The 358-nt window shown below is 73.2% G+C and carries 1 protein-coding gene; it reads right to left on the reverse strand.

Annotation, left to right across the window (positions count from 1 at the left end):
- Window positions 1-358 (reverse strand): beta-ketoacyl synthase N-terminal-like domain-containing protein (locus tag RZ50_RS28555; RefSeq protein ID WP_217681011.1); only part of this gene is annotated, 358 nt, incomplete at both ends.

Consider the following 358-nt stretch of genomic DNA (forward strand, 5'->3'; position numbering starts at 1 on the left):
CGACGGCCGGCCCCTCCAGGCCCAGCGTGTACGAGACCCGGCCGGAGGCGATGCTGCCCGCGCTGCCGCTGAACAGGTACCCCTCGAAGTCCTCCGGCGGGAGCTGCGGCCGGGAGCCGTAGTCGTTGTACATCACGCCGGTGAACACGCCCGTCCGGCTGCCGCGCAGGGTGGCCGGGTCGATGCCCGCCCGCTCCAGGGCCTCCCAGGCGGTCTCCAGCAGCAGCCGCTGCTGCGGGTCGGTGGCCAGCGCCTCACGCGGGGACATCCCGAAGAACGCCGGGTCGAACAGGTCCGCGTCGTGCAGGAACCCGCCCTCCCTCGTGTACGAGGTGCCGACGCGCTCCGGATCAGGATC

The sequence above is a fragment of the Kitasatospora sp. SUK 42 genome, assembly GCF_015776785.2.
Classification (GTDB): Bacteria; Actinomycetota; Actinomycetes; order Streptomycetales; family Streptomycetaceae; genus Kitasatospora.